Genomic DNA, 21,979 nt, shown 5'->3' on the forward strand with positions numbered 1-21,979 from the left:
CCAAAAAAATCCCGTTTCAAAACATAAATTTGAAACGGGATTGTTTTACGCTTGAGGCCCATTAATTCGACGACAAAGCCAACTCTTTTCGAATTATGTCTGCGCCAGCGTTCAATGCTTGTAGCTTGCCTCTCGCCACCGCGCGAGGCAGCGGAGCCATACCGCAGTTAGTACAAGGGTAGAGCTTGTCTGCATCGACAAACTGCAGGGCTTTACGCAGAGTATTGGCCACTTCTTCTGGTGTCTCTATGGCATGGTTCGCCACGTCGATTGCGCCGACCATGACTTTTTTGCCGCGAATAAGTTCGAGCAATTCCATTGGCACATGAGAGTTATGACACTCCAGTGAAATTATATCGATATTGGATTTTTGCAGCTTAGGAAAGGCTTCTTCATATTGTCGCCATTCAGAGCCAAGCGTCTTTTTCCAATCGGTATTGGCTTTGATGCCGTAGCCATAGCAAATATGTACTGCGGTTTCGCATTTCAGGCCTTCAATGGCTCTTTCTAACGTTGCGATGCCCCAATCATTGACCTCATCAAAAAAGACGTTAAATGCAGGCTCATCAAATTGAATGATATCCACACCAGCCGCTTCTAACTCTTTGGCTTCTTGGTTGAGAATCTTGGCAAATTCCCACGCGAGCTTTTCGCGACTTTTATAATGATCATCATAAAGCGTATCAATCATGGTCATTGGACCTGGCAACGCCCATTTAATCGGTTGCTTGGTTTGCTGACGTAAAAACTTAGCATCCTCAACAAACACTGGCTTGATGCGGCTAACAGGACCAACAACCGTAGGCACACTGGCATCATAGCGGTCACGAATTCTCACCGTCTGACGATTCTCAAAATCCACGCCGCTGAGGTGCTCAATAAAAGTGGTAACGAAGTGTTGGCGCGTTTGTTCCCCATCACTAACAATATCGATACCCGCTTGCTGTTGCTCTTGTAGAGAAACACGCAGCGCATCCTGTTTTCCGTCAACTAATTGATCGCCTTGCAATTTCCATGGTGACCAAAGGGTTTCTGGCTCGGCAAGCCATGTGGGTTTAGGCAAGCTGCCTGCCGTTGATGTTGGTAGTAGTGTTTTTTCAGTGCCTATTTTTTCAAAAGCTGTTTTCATAATAAAAGATGCCGTCTATTAAATGTAATGTTGGAAAATAACCATGGATACTTGCGTCTATGCGTAATTAGCAGACCACTGCTCAAGTACCTTTTGGTAGGGCTTTATAAAATGCTGCTCAGCAAATTTGCCTTGTTCACTCGCCAATTGACTGCGTTCTTCACGGTCATAAACAATTTGTGTTAGAGAATGATCCGAGTTTTTCAAGTTCGGCTGATAGCTCTTTCCAGCAACCGCGTTGGCGTTGTAAATTTCTGGACGGTAGATTTTCTGGAAGGTTTCCATCGTACTGATGGTGCCAATCAGCTCAAGATTGCTGTAATCATTAAGCAAGTCGCCTACAAAATAAAACGCTAATGGTGCAGCACTGTTGGCAGGCATAAAGTATCGAACCTGTAAGCCCATTTTCTGAAAATATTGCTCGGTCAAAGAGGTGCCATTTGGTTGATATTCAATTCCCAATACTGGGTGCTGATTTCCTGTTCGCTGATAGGTTTTATTTTCTGACACACTCAGACATATCACTGGCGGCTTGGTAAATTTTTCTTTAAAGCTGTCTGACTTCACAAAGCTTTTAAAGAGCTTTCCATGCAGATCGCCAAAGTTATCAGGAATGCTAAATTCTTTTTGGCCTTTGTTATGGTTTGGCAGCACGACGCTGAAGTCGTAATCACGCACATAAGAAGAGAAATTGTTTCCTACAATACCTTCGATACGCTGCTCAGTGTGGTGATCAAGAATATTCGTTTTCAGAATTTCAATGGTTGGGAAAGTCTGGCCCTTCCCTTCGATATCCACATCAACTGAAACGATTTCAAGCTCAACAGAATAACGATCTCCCTTTGCGTTATCCCAATGCGCCAATGCATTAAAACGATTGTTAATCATCCTTAATGCGTCGCGTAAATTCTCTTGTCGTCGCTCTCCTCTGGCCAAATTCGCGAAATTGGTTGTAATGCGAGTATTATCTGAAGGGCGGTAGCTTTCATCGAAGCAAATGCTCTTAATGGTAAAAGTAAAGCTGTTGTTCATGGTGATCTGGTATCCTATTTTCTGAAGTGAAATAAGGATCTATTCCTTGTTTTCACTTGCCAGTTTTCGATTGGCGGCGATCAGCCTAGTTACTAAGTGAGTACAGTTATACGCAATCACAATCATGAACAAAAATGAATTGAATTTTAATTTGTTGAATTTTATTCATAATGAGGAATAGATACGACTCTTGATTGAATAGTTTCACTCAAAAATAGGATGGGTAATAGGAGGTAAGAGCGCCCCAGGTAGAGCGCTACTTTATCGGACACTAATCAACAAGAGAGAATGGAATAACCGGACAATTGAGCACGATATCGGTTCGTTCGATGGTAACCAAACCCTGATCTTCCGCTGTTAGAATCGCTTCTTCAGACCTCAGCTCTGTTGCCTTGCTTGGGTCTTTCCATGCTACGACGTACATCAACCAAAGCGGTGAGTAATGAGTATCTTGGCTTTTATAGCCTAATGGCTCTGGAACGGAAGCAAATACGCTCCACGCTTGCTCTTGATTCGGAAAAGCATACACACGCTCTAGCACTGTTTTGACTTGCGGTGGTTTCGGATAATGAGGAACAGCGTCACGCAGCCGAGGCGCATAATTGGCATTTTTTGCTTTTGCTACAGCCTGATCAGACACATCTGTCGTTATATAAAGTACTTCTTTGCCTTCATGCCAACCGTGCAACAAAGGTAAACTGATTGTGCTCTGTGGCACCTGTTTATTTTTAACAGAATAACTACTACAAGATGCCAATAACAAAACACAGACAATTCCTAAAAGACATTGACGCAACATACCATTCACTCCTGAGTGTTTTAAACAGAAAGATCATTGAAAACCACCAATTAACGGCTATTAATACTATCTACTAACTTATTTAGGCCGCTAATAGCCAACGAGAGACGCGCATGATAGATAAACTTGAAATAAATCATCTTAGAACATTAGATGCGCTCTATCAGTTCAGCAATATTTCAGTCGCTGCTGAACATCTAAGCGTTTCTCAACAGGCTATCAGTCTTCAACTTAAAAAATTAAGAATAATTCTTGGTGATCAACTCTTTGTTAGAACTGGCCACGGAATGATTCCAACGCCCTATGCCAAAGAGATCGAGTCGCACATTCAACAGATATTGATTCAGATAAATAGCATCCCTCCGGCAAAGATACTTTCTCCACAGGAAATAGAAAGGACTTTGGTTATCTGTGCAACAGACTACACACAAGAAGTGATAGTAACTGACCTAATTAGAGAACTTAGACAATACGCACCTAAAATCAAAGTGATCATTACCAATATAGAACACGCCAATCTAACCAAAAAAATCCATCTAGGCACAATAGATCTTGTTTTTACCACCAGCGCCTATGTTCCTGAAGGATTGATTTCCACTCCATTATTTACAGAGAAGTACTTATGTGTGACAGCGAATAAAGCCATTAAACGTACTCATGATCTATCACTAGAACAATTAACAAAACACGACTTCGTCATCGTTTCGCCAGGCATTGGCAGTTTTATAGGTTCTGCTGATACTTGGTTCGAACAACAAGGCTTTCCACGTCAAGTTACCGTATCCGCCCCATCCTTTCATATGGCTAAAGAAATCTTAAAACATTCAGATATGGTGGGATTCATTCCTTCTAGACTTCTACCGTACGAAGGACTATTTGAGCTTCCATTAGAAAAATACCCACCGGGCTATCAAGTCGTAGCAGCCCATCACCCAAATACCAAAAATGACCTATTAATTAGCTGGTTACTGGACAGCATTCAGAAAAAGTTTACTAATTAAAGAGACCTTAACTTGTATCGGTAACAAGCTAGGCTTTATAGTCAAACGCCCTATGCATCTCTACTCTAGCGTCACTTTAAACACTATGTAGAGGTCATTATGTCCATTAAACGCATTAACCCACCATCTTTGTATGACGGTACGGCTACTGGCATGTCACAAGCCACAATCGATACAGATACTGGTTTGATTTTTATTTCAGGGCAAGTTGATTGGGACACCGATTTTCAAACCAATAATCACGATATGAAAACGCAAACTGCTAATGCAGCAAAACACTTAATTACGGTTTTAGAAGCAGCAAACTCTTCAGTCGAGAATATCTTGCAGTTACGTGTCTATGTTCGTGGTGAGGTTGCTGACCATATGGAAGACATCGTCCCTATTATCGCCAGCACATTAGGCTCTTCACGCCCAGCATTAACGGGAATTGGCGTCGCCTCTTTAGCCTCTCCAGAGACGTTAATTGAAATTGAAGCGGTCGCTAAGGTGGCGCTCTAAAGCGCCGTCCCCATTTAAAATCAAAAGGTTAAAAGTGGGGACTACATTATCAGCTTAATTATCATTTTCTTTAGGCTTCGAATATTTATAAACTGTATTTCTACTGACTCCTGCCGTTTTAGCGGTTTGTGAGACATTACCTTTGAACTCCTTTAATAATCGAGGAATCAGTTCTTCCAGCGGTTCATCTTGCTCGTTAGTTGAGCTTAGTTGTGCAGAATCATCTGTTTGCGCCATAGAGTCTAGGTCGTCAAAAAAATCATCAGGCAAATGCCATTCTTCTAGTACTTCTTCATCCGCCATGGCCATGCCGACTTTTAGCACATGAACCAGTTGGCGCATGTTGCCCGGCCAAGGATGAGTGACCAGTAAATCCAGCATAGCTTGCGATAACGCAGGACCGGGTTCTTCTTTTCGTAAACGCTCATGAAGGTATTGAATCAATTTTGCTTTGTCAGTTCGTTCACGCAAAGCGGGTAACTCTATGTTCAAACCAGAAATACGATAGTACAAATCTTGGCGGAAACGCCCTTCTTTCACTTCCTCTTTTAAAATTCGATTGGTAGCGGAAATCAGTTTGATATCCACTGGAAACGCTTCTGTTGAACCCAGCGGCGTGACCACTCTTTCTTGTAAAACCCGCAGCAAACGCGATTGAACTGCCATCGGCATTTCACCAATTTCATCTAAAAACAAGGTGCCGTGATGAGCGCGACGAATCAAGCCAATGGAGCCTCGATTTTGCGCGCCGGTAAAAGCGCCTTTTTCATAACCAAAAAGTTCAGACTCTACCAGTTCAGCGGGAATAGCCGCGCAATTTACCGCCACTAACATCTCTTTGGCACGGGAGCTGTGATAATGCAGACTGCGCACAAATATCTCTTTACCAGCGCCCGTTTCGCCATGAATCAAAATAGGAATGTCTTTTTCCATAATCTTATGAGCTTGGCGCACTAAACGCTCTACTCGGTCGTCGCCATGTTGTAATTCAGCCAGTGGAATGACGTTATCTGGAATTGCTTTAGATGACGATGTTTCCGGCTTTTTCACCTTTTCAAATGGTGGATTTTTTTCATTCATAACAATGACTTCTGACTGTGGAGGAGCAACGTAATCAGCACGCTGACGAAAGTCAGGTATGCGCATAATCTGCTGTACGGGAGGAATCACTTTGACATAGAACTGATAACGTCCCATAGCGATCAATTTCATCGGCAAACTATAGGGATGATGTTTGATCTCCCGCATTTCGATATCAAATATTTGGTTGATGTTGAGCAAAGCTAAGTCCTGCGCGAGCACCACTTCCGCACGACGATTTGCCGACACAATAGTGCCGTTTTCATCTAGCACCAAAATACCTGACCAATGACTGTCTAAACTGACCACGTTGGTATTAAAACTGAGAATGAAATGCTCTTGCTGAAAGGCGGCAAATATCAGGCGATTTTCCACACTCAAGGACATGAGTTTGACCATGCCAAAGGTATGATCCTGCGGAAGATACGCGTCTGAAGAAATGTCTAAGACACCGACCAAATCGTTTTTGGTGTTGTAGATAGGCGAAGCGGAACCCACCATGAAGCGATTGGCACGTAAGAAATGCTCATCCCGGCCGACTTGAATCGCTTCACCAGTAATCAGCGCAGTACCAATCGCATTGGTGCCGACGCCCATTTCTGTCCACTGGTTCCCACCCACCAAACCATGCTGTGAAGCACTACCAAAACGCGGTTGTCCCCATGTGTTCAGCACGTGTCCTTGGCGATCCGCTAACACAATCATGCAAGCCGAATTGCTGAGAATATTTTCGTAATACGGCAGCACTTCGTTTTCGGTGGTCTCCAGCAAGCTACGATGCTGATCGATCAAGTCACTCAAGGTGCCTTTTGGCAAAGTCGCAAAATCTGGACTACTGCTGTGATCCAAGCCAAATTGCTCGCAACGATACCAAGACGCTTGGATTCGCTCTTTGTGAGTCTGCACCATATTCGTTTCTGAAGCGGAATTTATTTCTGCTGTTGCGGCAGCGTTTTTTTCTTGTTTTTGTTTTTCTTCGTCTTGCATTTCCAACTCCAACACATCAGGTAAAACACCCAAAGTGTGCATGAAATGTTCATTGTGATTGCGAGACTGTAAACACTTTGAACACTCGTGAACAGTCCTTTTTCGAAAGCGAAAATCACCTAAAGCAACCAAAAAGTCATATAAAAATCATGTTTTTCAATAAGTTAAATCTGACCGAGAGTATAAAAATTTTTTTGGCACGGCTTTTGTAAGTACTTACCGTATACAGACAAGATTACTGTGCATTCATTTTTGAGCCTTGCAGAAGACCAAGAAGCGTTTGCACTAGAAAACAATAACAACAAAAAAGGTACTTACAATGTCTCTGACGCTGCAGAATATATCGCGCGTTGTTGAAGGCGAGACGTGGATCGACGATGTAAATTTGTCTCTCGAACCCGGCTCTTTCAACGTTTTGCTTGGGCGCACACTGTCCGGTAAAACCACGCTTATGCGCCTCATGGCCGGTCTTGATCGACCAACTAAAGGGAAAATCCTCATGAATGGTGTGGACGTAACAGGTGTTCCTGTTCGCGAACGCAACATTTCCATGGTGTACCAACAGTTCATCAATTACCCCAACCTCACGGTTTACGAAAACATCGCATCGCCGCTTCGCTTAGCAAAGATGGATGAAAAAGAAGTCGACCGCCGTGTACGTGAAACCGCTGAAATGTTGCGCATCGATCCTTATCTTGATCGTCTTCCGCTACAACTTTCTGGTGGTCAGCAACAACGTACTGCGATGGCAAGAGCCCTGGTTAAAGACTCACAAATCATCCTGTTCGATGAACCATTGGTTAACCTCGATTACAAGTTACGTGAAGAGCTGCGCCAAGAATTGCGCGCCTTGTTCAAAGCACGTAATTGCATCGCTATTTACGCAACAACAGAACCGAACGAAGCCTTGGCTTTGGGCGGTAACACGGCGGTATTGAACGAAGGTCGTTTGCTGCAAATGGGACCAACCGCCGAGGTTTACCATCAGCCAAAAGACATTATCACCGCAGAGATGTTCTCTGAACCGCCAATCAACGTGGTTCCCGGTCGTGTCAGCGAAGAAGAAGTCACTTTCGACGACACCGTACATTTTCGTTTAAACAGCGATTTGCGTCGCCTTACTCCTGGTGAATATCAGTTCGGTGTGCGTGCCTCTCACATTGGTTTAGTGCCGCATTCTGACGATGATTTAGAGCTGCCAGTGCGAGTGGATTTGGCGGAAATCAGTGGCTCAGAAACCTTCTTGCATGTTCACAATCCGCATTTTGATTTGGTCCTGCATTTATCTGGAGTTCATGCCTACCAAGTGGACCAAGAAATTAAAGTCTACTTCCCAACGCACAAACTTTACGCCTTTGACGCTCAAGGCAAGATGGTGCATTCCCCTGCACGAATGAGGGATCAATAATCATGGCTTCTATTACATTAAATGCCTTAGCGCATACCTATACAGACAACCCAACCAAGCCAGAAGACTACGCCATCCGCGAAATGTCTCATGTTTGGGAACAAGGCGGCGCTTTTGCCCTGCTTGGTCCATCTGGTTGTGGTAAATCCACACTGCTTAATATTATTTCTGGTTTGCTGGAGCCTTCCCATGGGGAAGTCTTATTCGACGGCAAACGCGTGAACGAATTAAAACCAGAAGAACGCAATATCGCTCAGGTTTTCCAGTTCCCAGTGGTGTACGACACTATGACGGTGTTTGATAACTTGGCCTTTCCATTGCGCAATATTGGCGTACCGGAATACAAGGTGAAGTCGAAAGTATACGAAGTCGCCGAGATTCTTGAATTGTCTGACCAGCTAAAACGCAAAGCCAAAGGTTTGTCGGCGGATCAAAAACAAAAAGTCTCCATGGGCCGCGGCTTAGTTCGCGACGATGTGTCGGCGATTTTATTTGATGAACCACTCACCGTTATCGATCCTCAGTTGAAATGGAAGCTGCGCCGTAAGCTCAAGCAAATCCATGAGCAATTCAATATCACCATGGTGTATGTGACGCATGACCAGCTCGAAGCCTCTACTTTTGCCGATAAAATCGCCGTGATGTACAACGGAAAAATCGTCCAATTCGGTACACCACGAGAATTATTCGAAAAACCCGCTCACACTTTTGTTGGCTACTTTATCGGTAGTCCGGGCATGAATTTCTTTGAAGCGGAACTGAAGACCAAAGACGATCAAAAAGAAGCGCTGATGTTTGGTGACCATGAAATCGCCACCAGCGATGCCATGTTAGCGCGATTAAAAGCCATGGGAGCGAGCAAGGTTACTTTAGGCATTCGCCCAGAGTTTGTTCATGTTTGGGATGGCAAAAACAACGACGCTTTTTCTGTCGAAGTGGATTACGTAGAAGACCTTGGTACTTACAAGATTCTGTCTTTCTTATTCCATGGACAAATAATGAAAGCCCGTCTAAGTGAAGATCAAAAAGTCCCATCTGGGCAAATTTATGTGAGCTTTCCGGAACAGTGGACCAAGGTCTATGTGGACGAGTATCTCGTTGACGTGAACGATCAAACGGACACAGTAGATAAGAATAAGGAGACCGACCATGCAAACTAAAGTCGAAAATAACAAGGCGTGGTTCCTTGTTATGCCTGTTTTCCTCATCGTTGCCTTCTCTGCCATCATTCCTTTAATGACGGTAGTGAACTATTCGGTACAGGATATTTTTGATCCTTATACACGCTACTTTGTCGGCACAGAATGGTTCAAGCAAGTGATGCTAGACAGCCGCTTGCAAGAAGCCTTGTTGCGTCAATTTATCTATTCTTTCACGATTATCATCATTGAAGTACCACTGGGGATTTGTGTTGCCTTGATGATGCCGACCAAAGGCCGAGGCGCGTCTTTGGCCTTGATTCTGGTTGCTATTCCTTTGCTGATTCCATGGAACGTAGTGGGTACCATTTGGCAAATCTTTGGCCGTGCCGACATCGGTTTATTCGGTGCCTTTATGAGCAGTATCGGTGTCGATTATAACTATGCCTCTGATCCTACCGACGCTTGGTTAACGGTTGTCTTGATGGATGTTTGGCATTGGACTCCCTTGGTTGCCTTGTTGTGCTACTCCGGTCTACGGGCGATTCCTGAAGTGTATTATCAAGCAGCACGTATCGACCAAGCGTCACGCTGGGCGGTATTCCGATACATCCAGCTGCCTAAACTCACTAACGTACTGATTATTGGTGTGTTATTGCGCTTTATGGATTCTTTCATGATTTACACCGAACCTTTTGTACTCACCGGTGGCGGTCCAGGTAGTTCCACAACCTTCTTGAGCCAAGCCTTGGTACAGCAAGCCATCGGTCAGTTTGACCTTGGTCCTGCTGCAGCGTTCTCGCTGGTGTACTTCTTAATCATCTTGCTCGTGTGTTGGGTGTTCTACACCACCATCATGAACATGCAAAAAGACAAGTAGGAGCGGATCATGACGCAATCAAATACATCTATGACACGCACACGCAATACAGGTAAAAAAGAACAAGCCCCGGTTTACAGCAAAGCTGAGCGTAAGACGCGTAATGCCCACCTACGTGGACGCTTCGGTTTGGTGCTGTATCTGGTGCTGTTACTACTGCCAATCTATTGGCTAATCAACATGTCATTTAAAACCAATACTGAAATTCTGAGCGGATTGTCTTTCTTCCCTGAAGATTTCACTTTAGCAAACTACGCCAAGATATTTGGCGACCCAACGTGGTACATGGGTTACGTAAACTCGATATTTTACGTGTCCATGAACATGGTCATCAGCTTAGTGGTTGCTTTGCCTGCTGCTTATGCGTTTAGCCGCTATAAGTTCATTGGTGATAAGCACATGTTCTTTTGGTTGCTCTCTAACCGTATGGCGCCACCAGCCGTATTCTTACTGCCGTTCTTTCAGCTGTATTCTTCTGTTGGTTTATTCGATACCCATATTGCCGTAGCGCTAGCCCATTGTATTTTCACAGTGCCTTTAGCCGTGTGGATACTGGAAGGTTTTATGAGTGGTGTACCTCGTGAAATTGACGAAACGGCTTATATAGATGGCTATTCGTTCCCGAAATTCTTCGTGCGTATCTTCATTCCCTTGATCCGCTCTGGTATCGGTGTGACAGCCTTCTTTTGCTTCATGTTCTCTTGGGTAGAGTTGCTATTAGCACGGACGTTAACGTCTGTTGATGCAAAACCTATCGCGGCCATTATGACTCGAACCGTCTCGGCGTCGGGGATGGACTGGGGACTACTCGCAGCCGCAGGTGTGCTCACTATCCTGCCGGGTATGTTGGTCATTTACTTCGTTCGTAACCATGTGGCGAAGGGCTTTGCCCTTGGTCGAGTGTAAGGAGAATTATTATGGCTTGGATGTCTTGGACATTACCTACCGCCCTATTTTTTATCGGCATCGCTGTGATATTGGTCGGCATGACCACATGGCAACTGGTCTCGCCTTGCGTGGAACGTCGTGGCTTTTTGCCACTGGCAACCACGCGTGGTGATCGCTTATTCATTGGCCTGCTTAGCAGTGCTTTTATCCACCTTACATTCGTTGCGTTAACGGATGTGAACATTGCGGTGGCAACCGTCCTATGCGCATTTTGGATGATCATCCTGATGCGTTGGGGCTAGTCAGCGTTTCTCTCAGTACGAACTGATGGACTCTCTAGTACGACAGGCACGGAAGCTAAACATAAAAACCAAAAAAGCAAAACCAAACTTAGTTGAGGTAAAACATGCACTACAATAAGAAAAAAATTGCACTCGCCGCCTTACCCTTTGCTGTCATGATGCATTCAGCCACGTTATGGGCTGACGCATACTCAGACGCTGCAGAAAAGTGGGTAGATACCGAATTCACCGTTTCTACACTAACCAAGCAACAACAGCTTGATGAAATGCACTGGTTCACCGAAGCCGCTAAAAAATTCCGCGGTATGGAAATCAATGTAGCATCTGAAACCTTAACGACTCACAAATACGAGTCTCAAGTGTTGGCTAAAGCCTTCACTGAAATCACTGGTATCAAGGTCAACCATGACTTGATCCAAGAAGGCGATGTGGTCGAAAAACTGCAAACGCAAATGCAGTCTGGCCGTAACATCTACGATGCTTACGTCAACGATTCCGACTTGATCGGTACCCATTTCCGCTACGGCAAAGTGGTACCAATCTCTGACATGATGCAAGGCGACGGTAAAGCCTATACTTCGCCAACCTTGGATCTTGCCGATTTCATCGGTTTGGATTTCACCACAGGTCCAGATGGCAAACTTTATCAGTTGCCAACGCAGCAGTTTGCCAACCTTTATTGGTTCCGTGCTGACTGGTTTGCTCGTCCTGATCTAAAAGCCAAATTCAAATCTATCTATGGCTATGAGCTAGGCGTGCCAGTTAACTGGTCTGCTTACGAAGACATCGCTGAGTTCTTCACCGATAAAGTAAAAACCATCGATGGTGAACGTATATACGGTCACATGGATTACGGTAAAAAAGACCCATCTCTAGGCTGGCGTTTCACCGATGCTTGGTTCTCTATGGCGGGTGCTGGTGATAAAGGCCTTCCAAACGGCTTGCCTGTAGATGAATGGGGTATTCGTATTAAAGATGCGTGTTCACCTGTTGGTTCAAGCGTCTCTCGTGGTGGTGCAACCAACGGCCCTGCGGCAGTTTATGCAACAACTAAATACGTAGAATGGTTGCGTAAGTACGCGCCACCAGAAGCGCAAGGCATGACCTTCTCTGAATCTGGCCCAGTGCCAGCACAAGGTGGCGTGGCCCAGCAAATTTTCTGGTACACCGCGTTTACTGCTGACATGACGAGCAAAGGTCTTCCTGTTGTGAATGAAGACGGCACGCCAAAATGGCGCATGGCGCCTTCTCCAGTTGGGCCATACTGGGAAGAAGGTATGAAGAAAGGTTATCAAGACGTTGGGGCTTGGACTTTCATGAATTCAACACCAGAAGACCGTCGTCTAGCGGCTTGGTTGTACGCTCAGTTCACCACAGCAAAAACCGTTTCTTTGAAGAAAACACTAGTAGGTCTAACACCTATTCGTGAATCAGACATTAACTCTCCAGAAATGGCAGCTGCGGCACCTAAACTGGGCGGTTTGGTTGAATTCTACAAAGGACCAGCGCGTAAACAATGGTCTCCAACTGGGATTAACGTACCTGATTATCCTAAGCTAGCTCAGCTTTGGTGGCAGTACATTTCTCAAGCGGCAAGCGGTGAAGCAACACCACAAGAAGCCCTTAACGGCCTAGCAGAAGCACAGGACAAAGTCATGGAACGTTTAGAGCGTGCTAACGTACAACCTCTATGCGGACCAAAAATGAATACGCCGCGTGACGAAGCTTACTGGTTGGCTCAACCAGGTTCTCCAAAACCAAAATTGGCGAACGAAAAACCACAGGGTGTTACGGTTTCCTATGACGATCTTCTTCGTTCTTGGGAATAATATCACTCTACACTCTCTGAACGTTTGACCGGCTTAGGCCGGTCTTTTTTTGCTTGGCTGCCAAGAGCTAACCAGATCTTTTTGATTTATCATTTTATAGACCCACTCGCGCCCATCTTTAACTTTTTCAAATAACTTAAGTTCAACTAAACCATTCAACACAGTCGCCGCGGTATTGTACGAACAGCCAAGGTTGTCTTTCACATTATTGATAGTGAATATCTTTGCTAAGCCATTTTTCGCCACTTGCAAAACGGTTTGCTGTTTATCTGTAAGTTTGCGATAAAGACCTGAGTCCAACAACCATCTATTAAACGCTTCTAATTCCTGCACTGACTCTGTATAAGATTCTTTAAACTTATTTATCGCCCTAATGATGATGCGACATTGGTAATCGACAAAATAGGTCAAATCCATCTCATCTGTTTCGGTGTAGAGATAACTCTTTCCGTATTGTACTGGCGCCTCTTTCAACAAAAGACTAATCGCAATATAACGAAAAGCCGCGAACTCATTTTTAAACATGTACCAATAAAATAGTGCTCTAGCGACACGTCCGTTGCCATCGTGAAAAGGATGTTCGTAGCCAATCCGAAAATGCAGCGTAATAGCCTTCACCAAAGGATGTATATAATCAGAACCTTCAGCATCATGATGGGATTCATTAACCCACTCTACTAACATATTTAGCCGTGTTTCAAGATCATCAGCTTTCGGCGGTGTATGCACAACCTCACCATCGTTATTTTCAACCACAACATCATCTGTGGTTCTAATAACACCTGGCTTATATTTGCCATCATCAATGCCTTCAACACCGATTTGATGCAGCTCTTCGATGAGCTCGATGGACAAATCTTTATGTCTATTTCCCCACGCAAACTTCATCATATTGAAATTACCAAGGATCATTTTTTCATCAATGCTTCTAGGGGTTCTGGCCCTTCTCAGCATATCTTTTGCGACTTTAGTTGTGGTAGCCGCTCCTTCCAGCTGACTGCTGCTGATGGCTTCGTCTTCCACTAAATCGTTTAACAAATAGTCTAAATGTTTCTGCTCACCGATCTTATTACACATCCACTCCAGCGCAGCTGTGGTGGTATTTCTATCGGTCTCGCTGATGGCTTTGTGGATGGTTGGAGTGAGATATAGACTAGGATAAACAACACTTCCATTAAAAAAGACCGTTTGTCTTTGGTTATTTCTGGCTTCTTTTATAAATGACCAAACTAACAATGCATCCAATTTCTTGGGCAATCGATGCTTTAGCTCATCAAAATGAAAATATCGTCCTTTTGTATCAACGGGACGATAAAACTCAAAGTATTTAGCCGCTAACTCACCTCCACACTCAAAGGCTTTAAGAGTAGGGTTTCCTATGAGCTTTTTAGGTGGAAAAACAATCATAACTATCTCAAAAATAGAAAATATTGAGATGAGAATAGCAAAACAAACTAAAATTGTCTCAAAAAAATAGAAAATTGAGATGAAAAAATCTAATAGCGTTTGACCGGCTTAGGCCGGTCTTTTTTTGCTTGGGCAATAGAGAGAGTCAAATTGCATTGTTAATATTTGAGATGACGTAACTAAACAATAGAATCAATGCGTCATTGGTTCATCGTCCATCATTAAAGCCTTTAGCTCATCCTGCAAGCTTTCGATTTTTTCGGCCAATATATGCTGCTGTGAAGGGGGAATTTGGGCAATATCCTGAAGCGATACTTTTTCTAAGTTTTCGAGCAAACTAACCAAATGTTGTATACGGTCATCTTTTCTGTTCATGCGGGTTCTCTCCGTAGATGCATGGTGACTTCTAACCATAGACAACTTTTCCAATTTACTCTGTCATAAATGAGAAAAGTTATGTAAAAAATTGAAGTATTTTCAGAAAATATTACGGTTAATAATCATTCTCGCTCTTAAAGAAAAAACTATCCAAATATTAGCAGCCGCCTTTTTTAGCTTGACCAGGCGGACAAAATACTCCGTTTTTACCGCCATCTTGATGCGAACCTTCACTTTTGGCTTCAATATCAACACCAGCAAACTTTCCGCCTACTCAGTTTATCTCGCAACCAGTTAACGACAATGAACTGATAGCCATCATAAAAAAAGCGGCTCTCATTCTTTTCTCCTCAATATTTAGAATCAAGCGAGCTTAACAAAGTGTCTTTGGCTCAGCGTATAGCTTTACAAATCTCATCAAGCTATCTGGCAGTTAATAATTTAAAAAAAAGTGCTGACTAATACTGGCAGCCAAATGAGAAGCAAACAAAAGATGAGGCTTATCTATTAAGTCTTTAGGTGGTGAAGTAATCATGACTGTCTCAAAAAACGTCATTTTGAGACAAGTGTTTTTAGATTACAGGACTTCTCTCAAGAGAGCCCAATGGTATTATGGACCTAAGACTAAAATCACTAAGACACTAACGCTGAACGGGAAACCAATTCGATGACATTATCTAAACGTGAAGACTTCCGAAACAAGGGTGTTCTTAAGCTTTCCAATGTCATCGATATGGAAAAAATTGTCGAAGTACAAAGCCATCTTTGGCAAGAAGTAAAACACAAATTTAGCATTGATATCGACGAACCCAGTACATGGTTTGCCAACCCAAGCAATCCTATAGGAGACTCTCGTGCAAAACGCCTAAACGGCATGGGGTCGATAATGCGAGAGCTCAAAGCCTCGGGGAAATTAGACGAGATAGAAAGTGCGATCCAATCGTCTTTAGATCAGGTATTCGGCACTCACACTTGGCGCCCGTTGGATCTTTGGTATTCTTTATTAAGCTTTCCAGGTTCAGAGTCGGTTTGGAATGTGCCTCATAAATCTTGGCACAGCGATGAACCCTGTGTGGTAGGAGACGCCGAGCCTTGGAGTTTATTTGTGTTTGTATTTCTCGATGATGTGAGTGCAGACATGGGAGCAACAACCGTCATTTCTGGGTCGCATCGACGAGCAGAGCGTCTTGCCAAAATATTTGGGACATCCGGTAACGAGGCATTAATAAACGCCTTTGAATCGGTGAATAGCGGACTGTTTGATAACCCTAAAGACGTAACGCTACTGCCTATGGATCAGGTCTTAGACTCCCTTATTCAAGAAGACCCTTGGTTCCAAGAGCTGGTTCAAGAAGGCTCCGCTGATCAACGAATCCAACGATTCATTGAAGAAGGCAGTTCGCTGCATGGCATCGAACAGAAGGCTGTCACCTTAACCGGCGTCGCTGGCGACATCATTGTGTTTGATCCGCGCTGCCTTCACACTTTTTCAGCCAATGTTTCAGGCCTGCCTCGACAAGTATTACGACTCGATTTCAGGCGCCAAATATAACCAATCGGCCAATACCCTTATTCGTCTTTTTATTCAGACAATGAATAAGCAGGCAAACTCGATGATTTCCCAGTAAAATGCGGCATTCACTCCATTCCTCCCAAGGCTTTCATGACAACAATGACACGCAACGACGAACAGACAGATCAACCAGATGAAGCGTTAGAACAATGTCGAAAGGCACTTGAAATCAGCTTGTCTAATTTCACAACGGATCACACGGAAGTCATCAGCCGCATGCAGGAAATTGTTGAGATCTTGCTTAAACAAAAGCAGTTTGCCGAAGCGTTAAAAGAAATAGAACAGCTAAAGAAACTATCGGCTTCGAATAAAAAGATAAAAATCGCCATGCTGGAAATGAAAGGTCGTATCAAACAGGTTGGCGCTAGATCAGGCTTTCGATCCAGAGCCACCAAAAAATATACTACAAAGAAACCTAAGAACGCTTAATCAAAGCGAAAGCTTGAAGCAGTCCAGCCGCCAAAGATCCCTTCATCGTGATACACACAGGTTGCTTTGCTATTTTCAGCCGCTCCAAGAGCAACCATCAAGGGAATTAGGTGGTCTTCTCTTGGATGACAAAGACGCGCATACGGTGCTTTGTCCCATTCGACTAAGCTTGCGCTGCGCTCTGTCGGCTCAGACTCTAATAAGGTTTCTTGCAACCAAGCATCGAACGCACTAGATGGCACTTTAGCTTGCGGGCCTCTTAATCCTAGGTTATGAAAGCTCAAACCACTGCCAACAATTAGCACGCCTTCTTCACGTAATGGTGCCAATGCACGACCTAGCGCCATATGTTCTTCAGGGTTTAGGTTCGATTTAAGTGACAATTGAACCAGTGGCATATCAGCCTCTGGATACATCACTGCCATGGGAGCAAATGCGCCGTGGTCGAAACCTTTTTTATCATCCAAATCCACAGGAAACCCTGCACCTTTTATGAGTTCAGCGACACGAGCTGCGACGTCTGGCGCGCCCGGAGCCTGGTATTTCACTTCATAGGTATGAGCTGGGAAACCGTAATAATCGTATTCCATTCCCGGAGCTGGACTAGACTGAACACCAAAAGTTTTGCGCTCCCAATGGCCAGAAATCATCAAAATGGCTTTTGGTTTTTCAGGCAATTCTTCCGTCATTCGAACCAAAGACGCTTCAAGATTAGAAAACATGGCGCGCATGTCTGTCATGTAAGGCCAAGGGCCGCCGCCATGAGAAATAAAATAAGTGGGTAACATAATCATTCACCTCTAAAACTGGAATAATTAGCCAACTCGCTAAAAGCTGAATTGGCTTTATTTGATGTAATCAGTCTAGGCTTGCGACTCAACTTGATCAATATACATCCAGTTAACCCATCATTTCATTTTAATCAACAATCTAATAAAAAAGACTGCTTGAGTTTCTTTTCGATTAAAAAAAGAAAACCTTCATCATTTGATCGATAAAGGTATCTTCTTAGCCATTAGGCTTTCTCATGCTTGCCTTTTTCATAGGTATAGACACGCAGACGATGGCCATCAGGATCGAGCGCGGTGAACGTCGTGCCAAAGTCCATTTCGGTTGGTTCTTGAATAATATCGACGCCCAGCTCTCGCCATTTGGTGTAATGGATTTGTAGAGTAATCAGATTATCAAGAGCTAGTGCTACTTCCATGCTACCTGCTGGTACATCGTTGGCTTTTGGCAATACGCTTTCTCGCGCCCATAAGCCAAATTTTGTTCCCGTTTCCGAGACAAACAAAGCAAAACCTTCGGTCGACTCGACAGGCTCCCGGCCAAACAAAGGACGATAAAAATCTACACTGCGCTGAACATTATCTACATATAAGATGGTGAAATTTGAGAGATCCATACTGATATTCCTATTCGCTGTTTATATTTCACGTTAAAAGTTTAGTACTTCAAATCAGGCTTTCGCCCGATAAAATGAGAATAAACAGACAGAGTGTCAGATCTTGTCAGCAGTGATGCAAAACACAGGGTGTTTTATTAAAAAGGCTTGGACTCATGAAAGGTTGCGCGCCATTGCTTGAGCAATAAATGACGAGGTGTAGTGTAGCGAGTGTCGATTAACTCACTCGACAGAATTAGGTCAGTACGAAAGTTACGAATTTCTTGGCGCAGTTCACACCAAGCAACCAACACACGAACCTCGTCAAAATAGCCCAAAGCAAATGGCCAGATACGGCGCTGAGTGTGTTTGCCTTTCAAATCTCGATAATCAATAGAGAGGATTTTCTCGTCTCGAATGGCTTGGCGGACTTCGGCCATATTCACCGTATCTGTGGTCGACTCTTTGCTCGGGCCAATCAGCAAAGTCGTATCATCAAGGATGTCTTTTAATTCTGCGGGCAGTACCGAAGCAATTTTATTCAAGGCGTTTTGCGCACCATTGCTTAATTGGCTATCGGTACGTTGCGCGACCCAACGGGCTCCTAACACCAAGGCTTCTATTTCTTCCTCAGTAAACATTAACGGCGGCAGAAGAAAACCTGGTTTGAGTACGTATCCCACACCCGCTTCGCCTTCGATATTCGCGCCCTGCTCTTGCAGCGTCGCAATGTCTCGATACAAGGTACGTAAGCTCACATTGAGTTTTTCAGCCAACGTTTTCCCAGACACCGGATATCGATGGCTACGCAGTAAACCAATTAAAGTAAGCAAACGCTGGGAACGAACCACGTTGTTACTCTCCGCTAGAAGCTTGTTGATTAAGCGGATAATCCGCAAAGCCAGCTGCTAACACATCTAATGTTACTTCTCGAAAGCGTTCTAGCAGTAATGCTTCGGCTTCAATCAATACATCACTAATAGCTTGGTTAACGGCGATTTCAATCGGGCATGACGTATGTTCATCAGAGAGTCCAATGGTAAACACTGAGCTTTCACCCAGAGCATTATGGATATCTAACAAAGTGATATCAGACAAAGCCATGGCCAATGACCAACCTCCGCCATGACCTTTAACCGAGGTGACGTAACCTTTGTCTCGCAAGCCAGCCATGGTGCGACGCACTACAACAGGGTTGGTATTGAGCATACTGGCAATTTTTTCAGAAGTGGCAGGCGCATCCAGCTGATTCATGTGAATCAGTACGTGCAACATGCGGGATAAACGGCTGTCTTTTCTCATCAGGGGTCTCATGGCGAATAACAATATGTATATTCTAACTCAGATTTTCATGAAACATTAAAAGTATCGTGAGTTGACTTTAGAATTTCATGTAACTTATGATGTTATTTAATATCTCTATGTTTAACAGGAATGAGGAACAACTCAATGCAACTTGACGTTATCGTAATTGGTGGAAGCTTTGCTGGATTGTCTGCCGCCATGCAGCTAGCAAGAGGACAAAGAAAAGTTACTGTAATTGATGCTGGAGAACCGAGAAATCGTTTCTCTGATGAATCTCATGGATTTTTCGGACTAGACGGCGTATCACCTTTCGCCATTCAACAAGAAGCCTATCGTCAGCTACTAAAATATCCCACAGTGGACATCGTCAAAGGCAAAGCCGTGGCGGTCGAAAAAAAACCTTCAGCATTTCATGTAACGCTTGAAGACAATACAAGCCTTCACAGTAAAAAACTCATATTAGCCACAGGATTAAGAGATGAATTGCCGGCTATACCAGGTTTAAAAGAACGCTGGGGGGCGACGGTGATTCACTGCCCTTATTGTCATGGCTATGAAGTACGTAACCAGCCACTTGGAGTTATAGCAACCAGTCCGCTATCTACCCATCAGGCTGGAATGATTCCGGATTGGGGGCCGACAACCTACTTTACTCAAGGTCTATACGAACCGGATGAAGAGCAGCGCGCTTTTTTACTAAAACGTGGTGTTACTATTGAAAGCACTCCAGTATTAGAAGTACTAGGACGAGCGCCGGAAATGTCATCGGTCTATCTTGCAGATGGTCGTACGATTCGTTTAGCGGCTCTATTTGTAGGGCCAAAAACTCACATGGCAAGCCCGTTTGCAGAACAACTTGGATGCGAATTTGAAGAAGGTCCGCTAGGTCTAGTGATTAAAACTGATCCATTTAAGCAGACTTCTGTGGAGGGCGTTTTTGCTGCTGGTGATGTATCCAACCCAATGCAAAATGCTACCTTAGCATCGGCTTCTGGCGTAATGGCTGGAGTCGGAGCTCATCAATCATTAATGCACGATTAAACCTTTGGTTTATCTTAGAGGTGGATTATAAATATCCACCTTGGCTTAATTCTTCTATTCCTATCTTCTTTTATTAGATACTAGAGTGAAAATCTCGTGTAATGAATATCTCCTTTTCTGCGCTTTTAAGCGCCTACTTTCTACTCTATCCGTGTTGATAGCGCTTATTAAGTAAACACCACGTCATGATTGGGCAATATCAGATGACATAAGAACCATAGGTATTTTTCATGTCATTTTTTAAGCATGAAAAAACGCGTTATGCTAATGAAAAGAACAACCAACATAGATATTTATCAGGAGATAAAACATGTCTTTTAACATAGCAAAACGCACGCTTCTCAGCAGTATTATTGCAGCGTCTTCAGTATCAACATTAGCGCTTGCACAACAACAGGAAGGGTTCACCGTCACCCCAAGCATCGGCTATTACAACATGGACAGCGATAGAGATACCAAGGATGATACAGCTTACTCTTTAGGTCTAGGTTACCAATTCAACAATCCATGGGCTGTAGAGTTTGTTTACCTAAATGCAGACTCTAAACAATCTAGTGGAGGTGGTGACGTCGATGTAGATCAATACCGCTTGGATGGCTTATATCATTTGCCTAGTATCAACTCGCTTAACCTAACACCTTATTTAGCTGCAGGTGTTGGTACGGCTGATTTCAGTAACGGCAGTAATAACAACACACAAGTAAATGCCGGTGGCGGTTTGAAATACGCTATCAATGATACTGTTTCATTACGTGCGGACTTCCGTCTGGTCGATGACATCGAAGATCATCATCTCGATAATGTTACCTCTCTGGGCGTACAAATGACCTTTGGTGGCTCTTCTAACAATTCAACACCATCCACAAATGATTCTGTCGAAGCTTACGAACAGTCTTATACTCAAGCAGAGCCGGAACCAGCTGCACAGCCACAACAAGCCGAGCAACCGGAAGTCATTAACTCAGAACCAGCTGAACAAGTTCAAGAGGAACCTATTGCAGCATCACCTATGACGGAAGAAACGACCCAACAGCCTGAGATAGTTGCTGAACCACCAGGAAAAATTAATATTCAATTTGGCCTTAACAAAACCAACGTTGAGCAGAAGTTTTATCCAGAAATAGAAAAAATCGCCATCTTCCTTAAAGAAAACCCAGGAAGCACTGTGATGATTGAAGGCCATACAGATAACTCTGGTGCCGCAAGCTACAACCAAAAACTGTCTGAAAAACGCGCTAAAGCCATCGCAGAGGTGCTAACGAACACCTTTGAGATCTCAGCAACACGCGTTGAGGCTATTGGTTACGGTGAAGAAAGACCTTTCGTTGAAAATGATACCGAAGCACATCGTGAAGCCAATCGCCGAGTTGTCGCGATTATCTCAACCAGCGAAGTATAGAAAAGACTCTCGTCTAGGCTCTTATTTGTGATGAGTTTTTATTCGCTTAAATAGCCTAATGCTTAAAAAAAACGCTCGATATTTTATG

General features: G+C 43.9%; 22 protein-coding genes. 12 read left to right on the top strand and 10 right to left on the bottom strand.

Translation table 11 applies throughout. The features are described 5' to 3' along the window. Positions 1-61: 61 nt before the first annotated feature. The 3 genes from CCS02_RS10945 to CCS02_RS10955 all read right to left on the bottom strand — a co-directional run bounded on the left by CCS02_RS10945 (position 62) and on the right by CCS02_RS10955 (position 2,960). Positions 62-1,129, bottom strand: a complete 1,068-nt coding sequence (locus tag CCS02_RS10945) for a methionine synthase (protein ID WP_100636576.1) — start codon at positions 1,127-1,129, stop codon at positions 62-64. 57 nt (positions 1,130-1,186) lie between these two features. After that, the gene (locus tag CCS02_RS10950) at positions 1,187-2,161 is read right to left on the bottom strand and encodes a DUF1852 domain-containing protein (protein WP_100636577.1); all 975 of its coding nucleotides are present in this window, start codon (positions 2,159-2,161) and stop codon (positions 1,187-1,189) included. Positions 2,162-2,432: 271 nt separating this feature from the next. Then, positions 2,433-2,960, bottom strand: a complete 528-nt coding sequence (locus CCS02_RS10955) for a DUF7482 domain-containing protein (protein WP_100636578.1) — start codon at positions 2,958-2,960, stop codon at positions 2,433-2,435. Between the two features lie 113 nt (positions 2,961-3,073). Between CCS02_RS10955 and CCS02_RS10960 the strand changes: the two genes are divergently transcribed. Further along, entirely contained in the window at positions 3,074-3,961 is an 888-nt protein-coding gene (locus CCS02_RS10960) for a LysR family transcriptional regulator (protein ID WP_100636579.1), read from the top strand. A gap of 99 nt (positions 3,962-4,060) precedes the next feature. Then, positions 4,061-4,462 carry a RidA family protein gene (locus tag CCS02_RS10965; RefSeq protein WP_100636580.1) on the top strand — a complete coding sequence of 134 codons (402 nt, stop codon included), beginning with the start codon at positions 4,061-4,063 and terminating at the stop codon, positions 4,460-4,462. 54 nt (positions 4,463-4,516) lie between these two features. Here the strand turns inward: CCS02_RS10965 and CCS02_RS10970 are convergent, their stop codons facing one another. Beyond that, positions 4,517-6,571 (bottom strand): sigma-54-dependent Fis family transcriptional regulator, encoded by a 2,055-nt coding sequence (locus tag CCS02_RS10970; protein WP_442919309.1) that lies wholly within the window; start codon positions 6,569-6,571, stop codon positions 4,517-4,519. 277 nt (positions 6,572-6,848) lie between these two features. Here CCS02_RS10970 and CCS02_RS10975 point away from each other — a divergent pair, with 277 nt between their 5' ends. From CCS02_RS10975 to CCS02_RS11000, 6 genes are all read left to right on the top strand, one after another. Further along, positions 6,849-7,937: an ABC transporter ATP-binding protein gene (locus CCS02_RS10975; protein WP_100186143.1), complete on the top strand. Its 1,089-nt coding sequence runs from the start codon at positions 6,849-6,851 to the stop codon at positions 7,935-7,937. A gap of 2 nt (positions 7,938-7,939) precedes the next feature. Then, positions 7,940-9,097 (top strand): ABC transporter ATP-binding protein, encoded by a 1,158-nt coding sequence (locus CCS02_RS10980; RefSeq protein ID WP_100636581.1) that lies wholly within the window; start codon positions 7,940-7,942, stop codon positions 9,095-9,097. Further along, on the top strand, positions 9,087-9,956 hold the full coding sequence (locus CCS02_RS10985; RefSeq protein ID WP_072838433.1) for a carbohydrate ABC transporter permease: 870 nt from the start codon (positions 9,087-9,089) through the stop codon (positions 9,954-9,956). Before CCS02_RS10980 ends, CCS02_RS10985 begins: the two co-directional genes overlap by 11 nt. Before the next feature lie 9 nt (positions 9,957-9,965). Beyond that, positions 9,966-10,862, top strand: a complete 897-nt coding sequence (locus tag CCS02_RS10990; protein WP_232617066.1) for a carbohydrate ABC transporter permease — start codon at positions 9,966-9,968, stop codon at positions 10,860-10,862. 11 nt (positions 10,863-10,873) lie between these two features. Then, complete coding sequence (locus CCS02_RS10995; protein WP_100636582.1) at positions 10,874-11,146, top strand: DUF2160 domain-containing protein; 273 nt, start codon at positions 10,874-10,876, stop codon at positions 11,144-11,146. Between the two features lie 104 nt (positions 11,147-11,250). Further along, on the top strand, positions 11,251-12,975 hold the full coding sequence (locus CCS02_RS11000) for an ABC transporter substrate-binding protein (protein ID WP_100636583.1): 1,725 nt from the start codon (positions 11,251-11,253) through the stop codon (positions 12,973-12,975). A 33-nt stretch (positions 12,976-13,008) separates the two neighbouring features. Here CCS02_RS11000 and CCS02_RS11005 read toward each other — a convergent pair whose 3' ends face one another. Beyond that, a complete protein-coding gene (locus tag CCS02_RS11005) occupies positions 13,009-14,382 on the bottom strand; it encodes a Fic family protein (protein ID WP_100636584.1) in 1,374 nt (457 codons plus the stop codon). A 192-nt stretch (positions 14,383-14,574) separates the two neighbouring features. Continuing rightward, a complete protein-coding gene (locus CCS02_RS11010; protein WP_100186147.1) occupies positions 14,575-14,757 on the bottom strand; it encodes a hypothetical protein in 183 nt (60 codons plus the stop codon). Between the two features lie 670 nt (positions 14,758-15,427). Between CCS02_RS11010 and CCS02_RS11015 the strand changes: the two genes are divergently transcribed. Both CCS02_RS11015 and CCS02_RS11020 read left to right on the top strand, forming a co-directional pair. Continuing rightward, on the top strand, positions 15,428-16,312 hold the full coding sequence (locus CCS02_RS11015; protein WP_100636585.1) for a phytanoyl-CoA dioxygenase family protein: 885 nt from the start codon (positions 15,428-15,430) through the stop codon (positions 16,310-16,312). Positions 16,313-16,432: 120 nt separating this feature from the next. Next, positions 16,433-16,762: a tetratricopeptide repeat protein gene (locus tag CCS02_RS11020; protein ID WP_100636586.1), complete on the top strand. Its 330-nt coding sequence runs from the start codon at positions 16,433-16,435 to the stop codon at positions 16,760-16,762. Here CCS02_RS11020 and CCS02_RS11025 read toward each other — a convergent pair. The 4 genes from CCS02_RS11025 to CCS02_RS11040 form a co-directional block, all read right to left on the bottom strand. Continuing rightward, complete coding sequence (locus tag CCS02_RS11025; RefSeq protein WP_198432031.1) at positions 16,759-17,550, bottom strand: DODA-type extradiol aromatic ring-opening family dioxygenase; 792 nt, start codon at positions 17,548-17,550, stop codon at positions 16,759-16,761. The two genes, CCS02_RS11020 and CCS02_RS11025, sit on opposite strands and share 4 nt — an antisense overlap. A gap of 227 nt (positions 17,551-17,777) precedes the next feature. Beyond that, positions 17,778-18,167, bottom strand: coding sequence for a VOC family protein (locus CCS02_RS11030; protein ID WP_100186151.1), 390 nt, complete (start codon positions 18,165-18,167; stop codon positions 17,778-17,780). 137 nt (positions 18,168-18,304) lie between these two features. Beyond that, positions 18,305-18,997: a helix-turn-helix transcriptional regulator gene (locus tag CCS02_RS11035; protein WP_100636587.1), complete on the bottom strand. Its 693-nt coding sequence runs from the start codon at positions 18,995-18,997 to the stop codon at positions 18,305-18,307. 4 nt (positions 18,998-19,001) lie between these two features. Next, on the bottom strand, positions 19,002-19,448 hold the full coding sequence (locus CCS02_RS11040; protein ID WP_072838446.1) for an Rrf2 family transcriptional regulator: 447 nt from the start codon (positions 19,446-19,448) through the stop codon (positions 19,002-19,004). A 147-nt stretch (positions 19,449-19,595) separates the two neighbouring features. Between CCS02_RS11040 and CCS02_RS11045 the strand changes: the two genes are divergently transcribed. Both CCS02_RS11045 and CCS02_RS11050 read left to right on the top strand, forming a co-directional pair. Then, entirely contained in the window at positions 19,596-20,492 is an 897-nt protein-coding gene (locus tag CCS02_RS11045) for an NAD(P)/FAD-dependent oxidoreductase (protein ID WP_100186154.1), read from the top strand. A 310-nt stretch (positions 20,493-20,802) separates the two neighbouring features. Next, a complete protein-coding gene (locus CCS02_RS11050; RefSeq protein WP_100186155.1) occupies positions 20,803-21,891 on the top strand; it encodes an OmpA family protein in 1,089 nt (362 codons plus the stop codon). The last annotated feature ends 88 nt before the right edge of the window (positions 21,892-21,979 follow it).

This window comes from Marinomonas sp. ef1 (genome assembly GCF_002806845.1).
Classification (GTDB): Bacteria; Pseudomonadota; Gammaproteobacteria; order Pseudomonadales; family Marinomonadaceae; genus Marinomonas; species Marinomonas polaris.